Source organism: Infirmifilum sp., from assembly GCF_049970975.1.
Lineage (GTDB): Archaea > Thermoproteota > Thermoprotei > Thermofilales > Thermofilaceae > Thermofilum > Thermofilum uzonense.
Genome location: NZ_JBMFLX010000075.1, coordinates 1 through 6,463, shown reverse-complemented (window position 1 = coordinate 6,463; position 6,463 = coordinate 1). Strand labels below are relative to the sequence as shown.

The 6,463-nt window shown below is 43.9% G+C and carries 6 protein-coding genes and 1 pseudogene; 2 read left to right on the top strand and 5 right to left on the bottom strand.

Annotated elements, in window-relative coordinates:
- Positions 1-184: 184 nt before the first annotated feature.
- Positions 185-1,129, bottom strand: coding sequence for a carbohydrate kinase family protein (locus tag ACP5KC_RS08145; RefSeq protein WP_428287232.1), 945 nt, complete (start codon positions 1,127-1,129; stop codon positions 185-187).
- Between the two features lie 61 nt (positions 1,130-1,190).
- Positions 1,191-2,309 (bottom strand): sugar ABC transporter substrate-binding protein, encoded by a 1,119-nt coding sequence (locus ACP5KC_RS08140; protein ID WP_428287231.1) that lies wholly within the window; start codon positions 2,307-2,309, stop codon positions 1,191-1,193.
- Between the two features lie 117 nt (positions 2,310-2,426).
- Between ACP5KC_RS08140 and ACP5KC_RS08135 the strand changes: the two genes are divergently transcribed.
- A complete protein-coding gene (locus tag ACP5KC_RS08135; protein WP_428287233.1) occupies positions 2,427-3,977 on the top strand; it encodes a sugar ABC transporter ATP-binding protein in 1,551 nt (516 codons plus the stop codon).
- A 16-nt stretch (positions 3,978-3,993) separates the two neighbouring features.
- Positions 3,994-4,971 (top strand): ABC transporter permease, encoded by a 978-nt coding sequence (locus ACP5KC_RS08130; RefSeq protein ID WP_428287230.1) that lies wholly within the window; start codon positions 3,994-3,996, stop codon positions 4,969-4,971.
- Positions 4,972-4,977: 6 nt separating this feature from the next.
- Here the strand turns inward: ACP5KC_RS08130 and ACP5KC_RS08125 are convergent, their stop codons facing one another.
- The 3 genes and pseudogenes from ACP5KC_RS08125 to ACP5KC_RS08115 all read right to left on the bottom strand — a co-directional run.
- On the bottom strand, positions 4,978-5,634 hold the full coding sequence (locus ACP5KC_RS08125) for a transaldolase family protein (protein WP_428287229.1): 657 nt from the start codon (positions 5,632-5,634) through the stop codon (positions 4,978-4,980).
- Positions 5,635-5,644: 10 nt separating this feature from the next.
- The gene (gene hxlB, locus ACP5KC_RS08120) at positions 5,645-6,196 is read right to left on the bottom strand and encodes a 6-phospho-3-hexuloisomerase (protein WP_428287228.1); all 552 of its coding nucleotides are present in this window, start codon (positions 6,194-6,196) and stop codon (positions 5,645-5,647) included.
- Positions 6,197-6,264: 68 nt separating this feature from the next.
- Positions 6,265-6,463: pseudogene (locus tag ACP5KC_RS08115) on the bottom strand (DUF357 domain-containing protein); the annotation flags it as partial.

The window sequence follows — 6,463 nt, the reverse complement described above, 5'->3', positions numbered from 1 at the left end:
GAGCTTGCGCTAAGACCAGAAAGTATGACGAGAATACTCGCCGAAGATATCGAAAGAGAAATCACAAGCAATAGTAAGACTACAGATCTAGTGTTTACCGGCCTTCCAGATTTATAGTCTTCTACTAGAGAAACTTGACCAGACCATTTCGAGTTCATAGATTAACGATGGTTGACGAAATTTCTTATAAACTTATCTGGAAACCATGCTTTTGTAAGAACTCCCTCACTTCATGCAAACGAGGCATTCCAGTCTGGGCACCTAATTTAAGGCATTTGAGAGCTGCGACCGCGTTGGCCACTATAGCCGCGTCTTTTAAATCGAGTTGCCTCAAAAAGTACGCATACACAAATCCAGCATTAAAAGCATCCCCAGCGCCGGTTGTATCCACGGGATTGATCGGGAAAGCCGGGGTTTCAATAATACCATTTTCGTGAACTATTAAGCTACCCTTTTCACCTCTTGTAACGACTACGACCTTGGGTCCGTACTTTAACATTTCTTTGGCAGCTTCAACTAATGACTCCTTTTTAGTCAAAGTTTTAAGCCCTTCCTTGTTTGGCATCAAGATATCAACATTTGCTAGCAATGGTTTTAATCCATCTAGACCGTACTCTAATGCTACGTGCTTTTCGAGGTCGAAGGTCACGGCGACTTTTTTCTTCTTTGCGATCTTGGCGGCCTCAAGCGAGGGTTGGAGTTTGATGGCCGAGGTGTGTAATACTTTCGCCTCGCTCAACATCTTCTCTAAGCCGTCTCGGATCTCATGAAAATCGGGTACATTTAGCTTAAGAAATGGATCCATATATGCTTGTTTCTCCCCTTTCTCATTCACCACTATTATATTCACAGGCGTTCTCGCACCTCTCCTCACGAGTAATAACGATGTGTCAACACCCTCCTTTTCGAGAGCCTTAATAAGAAACCTCCCGAAATCATCCTCTCCCACACCACCCACAAATGCTACCTTCACTCCCAGCCTAGCTAATCCAACCGTAAAGTTTGCTGTTACCCCGCCTGGGAAGATCTGCTTATCCTCGATATAGATTTTCTCGTCTGCTTCGGGGAACCTTTTTACTTTAACAGTCCAATCTATACAAATTTCGCCCAATCCTACGACTTCAACCAAAACAATTCCACCGGATGGGTTTCTAGGAATAAAAAATGCGATATGGAAGTTATAACCCTTGTTAACAGGGCTCGGCGTAGTAGGATGGAGCTTGTATCCCTGGGTTGCTTGGTGTTAGCTGATTTAACAGAGACAATAGTTCGTTGTATCCAACTGTCAGGTAATCGATCTTAGTGGCAACGACTGTAGCGTTGCACGGTAACACGCTGTAGATTGGTGTGTTAATATACGCCTTAGGTGGTAAATTGACCTGCTTCGACCAGATCGCGTAGCCAGCCCAAACTCCCCAGTAACCCATTAAGTGCGGGGTCTGTGTAACGCTCATGGACACGATGCCTTGTTTAATCATGTTCAACCAATCGGATGGCTGCGCGTCGAAGCCGCATATGTATTTATCCTGGCCAGGTTTGTATCCTGCGTCTTGTAGCGCCTTGACTATGGCCATAGCCTGCAGGTTATTTGTTGCAAACCATACGTTAGCTTGGGCCCCATATGATGCAACAATAGTCTGGGCCTTCGAGTAGCACTCTTGGAAGTTGTCCGGGTCCACCTCTACTTCGGCCAGGATTTTGACCTTACCTTGTTCGATCAGGGGTTTAAGTGCGTCCATGAACCCTTGGTACCGCAGGTAGCTTGTAGGGATACCCGGTAGACCCTTAAATATTATCACATTATAGGGTGGGTTAACGCCCTTTTCCTGGAGAGACTTTAAGAAATTCTCTGCGACAAACCTGGCCGCGTACCGGTTGTTAGTGCCGAGATAAAGGTCTCTCGCTGTCTGGTCGGGGACGTCTCTGTCAACTAGGATGACTATTGTGCCTGCTTGTCTTAGTTGCTTCAAGACATCTTGTACGGCATCCGATATGGGTCCCACTATAGCAATGTTTGGTCTTAGGCTGATCGCATTTTGCAACTGTGAAATTTGCTGATCAAGCGTGGTGGCATCAAACCTCTTGTACTCGATGGTTACACCTTTCTGGGACTGCACGTCCTTTATGGCCATCTCAATGCCGTGGGGTACCAAGTCCCACCACGGGTTTCCAGGCGCTGGATCGAAGAAGTATATGGTCAACTTCTTAGGAGCAGCCGTGTAAGTCGTATAATACCAGGCACCAACTCCCGCGATCGCGACAACTAATATGATTATTCCAACTAGTGCGTATTTAGATATACCCCTCATACTTGTCCCCTTCACAAATGTTATTTTACACGCTAAGTATATAAACATTTACGTGTGTTCATCAAATTCACATAAATTTTTTAATGCCACGTATATAGTAATTTAACGTGAACATGAATATGGCGGGAGGTCTCTACGCTGGGGTGTAAAGACGGTCCAATCCTCGAGCTAAAAGGTATTTCGAAATCTTTTCCCGGGGTTAAAGCACTTGACAACATCGATTTGGTTCTATACCCATGTGAGATTCACTGCCTGCTAGGCCAGAACGGTGCCGGTAAGTCCACACTACTAAAAATAATAGCAGGCATATTATCTCCTGATAAAGGAAAAATAATATTCGAAGGCAGGGAGGTATCGTTTAAAAGCCCACGCGAGTCTAGAAAGCACGGCATCGTACTCGTTCACCAGGAACTAACGGTATTACCGTCTCTAACAGTGCTGGAAAATGTAGAGTTACTAGGTGAACTGTTTTCATGGTCAGTTTTTACACCTTTCAAAAAGCGGGTGTATACCGATAAGGTCAAGAGCATATTTGAGTCCCTAGGTGTAAGGTTAGATCTCAATGAGAAAGTAAAGGACCTAAGGGCTTCTGAAAAAACATTGACGCAAATAGCCGCGTCTTTAACCATGAACGCCAAGCTATTGTTGCTCGACGAGCCTACGAGTCCCTTAAGCAGAGAGGAGATAGAGCATTTATTCAAGGTTATGAGGAGACTAAAGGAGAATGGTATTAGCATAATCTTCATTACTCACCGTGTGGAAGAAGCTTTCGAGATTTGCGACAATATAACAATATTGCGTAACGGCGTTAAACTGGGTACTTTTCCGGCAAGTAAGCTTTCCCGAGAAGAGGTTATAAGATTAATGATTGGCTCCGACCTGTCGGAGTTCTACTATATAAAGAGCTCGACAACGCAACCTGCCGGGGAGGGAGCCGTACTCTTGTCTGTGAGAAACATGTCTACAAACCCTCTCAAACCTGTGGAGGTGAGATTGAAAAATATTAGCTTCGATCTGTATAAAGGAGAGATTCTGGCGGTTCTAGGACTGTTGGGCTCTGGAAAAACTGAGCTTGGGAAAAGCCTTGTCGGCCTTCAACATATAGAGTCCGGTACTATCTATATTGAGGGAAGACCCGTAAGAATAAAATCCCCTGTCGACGCTAAGAGGTATGGTATAGTCTACTTGCCAGAGGACAGGCGAAACGAGGGTCTTTTCCTGAATAGGCCTATTCTCCATAACATGACTATCTCTTCGTTAGACAAGTACTCGCGTTTGTTTATGATAGACGGTAAATCCGAGGTGAAAGATGCTATGAAAGTCTCGAAATCGTTAAACTTGGTGTTTGCGACGTTGCTTGACAGGGTTTTGAAATTGAGCGGCGGTAACCAGCAAAAGGTTTTGCTAAGTAGGGCACTATTGGCAAACCCTAAGATTTTAATACTAGACGAACCAACGATCGGGATTGATGTAGGTTCAAAGCACGAGATTAGAAGGCTAGTGTACAACATGGTCAGAGACAGGGGGATCTCGGTGATTTGGCTAACCAGCGACGTGGACGAGGCACTTGGAGTGAGTGATAGGATCATGATACTTCATGACGGGAGAGTCAAAGACATTTTAAAGAACGAGAACTTAAATCGCGAAGTGTTGATTAAAATGTTGTAACTGAAGGTGTAGCCATTTGCGGAGAGGATCCGCAGAATATCTCATGAAAATCTTTAGCGAGATATATAGTAGAGAGATCCTTAGGCCCATACTTCCGATATTCCTGCTCATTATCATAGGAAGCATAATGGTTCCAGAAAAATTCCTCACCTTAACAAATGTGAAAATTCTACTTATGCAACTTACTCCACTAGCCGCTATAGCAACTGGGGAGATGCTTGTCATATTGACAGGTGGTGTCGACCTTACTCCAGGCTCTGCACAGGGCTTCACTGCAATGTTAGCTGCGCTATTATACATATCGACAAAGAATTTTTCGTTAGCAGTTCTGGCGGCTCTAGCGATGGGGTTAGTCATTGGTGCGATTAACGGGGTGCTCGTAACAAAGCTGAAAATATTTTCATTTGTCGCAACTCTGGCTGGTCTTGCTATATGGAGAGCAGTGGATCTCTTCATCAGTGGAGGGAAGCTGATCTACGGTTTAACGCCCTGGGAAATATTCACTTACTCTGTTGCTGATGTAATACCACTCGGTTTCATTGTAATTGTGATTGTTGAGATAGCGGTGTATGCGATGCTTCAATACTCCATCTTAGGAAGATACATTTATGCTATGGGTAGCAACGAGGAAGCTTTAAGGCTATCGGGGGTTCGGGCAGACCTAGTGAAATTCATGGTATTCACCATCGCCGGTCTAATGTATGGACTCGGTGGCGTCCTTATTATAGGAATGTCCGGTCTAGCTGTAGACCCGTGGACGGCAAGAGGCAACGAACTAAGTGCAATTGCCTCTTGCGTACTGGGAGGCATACTCTTGACAGGTGGTGAAGGACACCCCTTGGGGGCGTTCTTTGGGGCCGCCCTGTTAACACTCATAAGCAATATACTTATATTGTTGGGCTATACAGAGTACTACATACAACAAATTATAACGGGTGTGATCTTAATAGGGGCAGCGACAGCCTTATCGAGAGGTCTAAGATATGTTAAGTAAGAACATTTAAAAAATAATATTACTCCATATTTTGTTCATTTCCTCAACTATTTCCGATGTTTTCTTGCTTTTAAGGACTTTTCTTAAGAGATCAAATTTTACAGTGACGGCATCAGCACCTGCTAAAAAGGCTCTCACTATTTGTTCCCTACTTCTAATGCTGGCAGCTATGATTTTGGTAGTTGAATTATTTAGTTTATAGATGCTAGCAATTTGCTTAATTAGGCTTATGCCATCACCCCCTAGCTCGTAAACCCTCGTGACGAAAGGTGCGATATAGTCTACCCCTATTTGGTTGGCAACCAATGCTTGGTTTACAGTAGTAACCGCGGTGAGAGTAACTCTCACACCCTTTCTTTTAAGAATACTAGCTGCCAAGATCCCTTCTTCTGTGGCGGGTATTTTTATTACAATTTTTTTCTCGTTGATGGAGAAGACTCTTAGCGCGTTCTTTACCAGCTCGTCCGCGTTTATTCCAGGGACCTGTATATGAAATTCATTTTCCACTAACGGCTCGAGCTCCATTATAAGTTCGATGAACGACCTTTTCTTTGTATCGACGCCTTTAAGCAAAAATGGGTTCATTGTAACACCATATACTAGCCTGTTTTCTACTGCCCACTTGATCTCTTCGGGGTTAATACTGTCAAGGTAAATTCTCATTTCTAACACCTTACTCGACGTTTGCATGTCTCTTAGCTATCGTTTCTTCTGTAGCCCCTATCTTCTCCATCAACTCTGATGCCACAGAGTCTAATATAGCCATAGCTGTTATGTCAAACAGTGTTGTAAAGGGGGCAAGGCTCTCTCTTTCAATGATCTTCGTCTTACCAGGCACCTTTATGACCAGGTCGGCAATTTTCCCCAGACTGCTCTCTGGATGAGCCGTTATAACAACAAGTATGGCTCCAACCTCTTTCGCTTTTTTCCCTATACAAACCGATGACGTGGTCTCACCACTACCTGATACAATGACGATTGCGTCTCCGCTCTCAACACTAGGATTTATAGTCTCTCCGATCACGTACGATTTAAACCCTAGATGCATCAATCTTTGCGCGAAAGCCTTGGCTATGAGTCCTGATCTCCCAGCTCCGTAAGTGTATATCTTGTTAGCTTTCAGTAGAACTTCGACGAACTTTTCAATTTCTTTGGTATCAACCTGTTGCTTTGAAGATATCAAGTTACCGATTATCTCATCTAAAGTAGCTAAAAATCTCTTCATTGCTCGACCGCCAAAGCCATTATCACGGACTGAGAGATATTAAATTTTACCGCATAGGTAGTGTAGTATTACAGAATATTACTAGAACGTTGTATTTGGCAAACTCTCTTTATTATACCTCTTGTGCTGTAGAGCTCACCGCCAACTCTTTCGGGTAGCTTGAGTATTTCTGTGTCAAATAAGCCTCTCCGTCGAATCTCGTTTTTTAATTTTTCTGGTGTTATCCACTGGTCGGGCCCTAGTAGTATGATGTCGGGTTTTATGTGC

Bases quoted from the DNA above. Each gene is read 5' to 3' on its own strand.
- hxlB (WP_428287228.1), bottom strand. From the start codon at position 6,196: ATGAAGAGATTTTTAGCTACTTTAGATGAGATAATCGGTAACTTGATA.
- ACP5KC_RS08125 (WP_428287229.1), bottom strand. From the start codon at position 5,634: ATGAGAATTTACCTTGACAGTATTAACCCCGAAGAGATCAAGTGGGCA.
- ACP5KC_RS08140 (WP_428287231.1), bottom strand. From the start codon at position 2,309: ATGAGGGGTATATCTAAATACGCACTAGTTGGAATAATCATATTAGTT.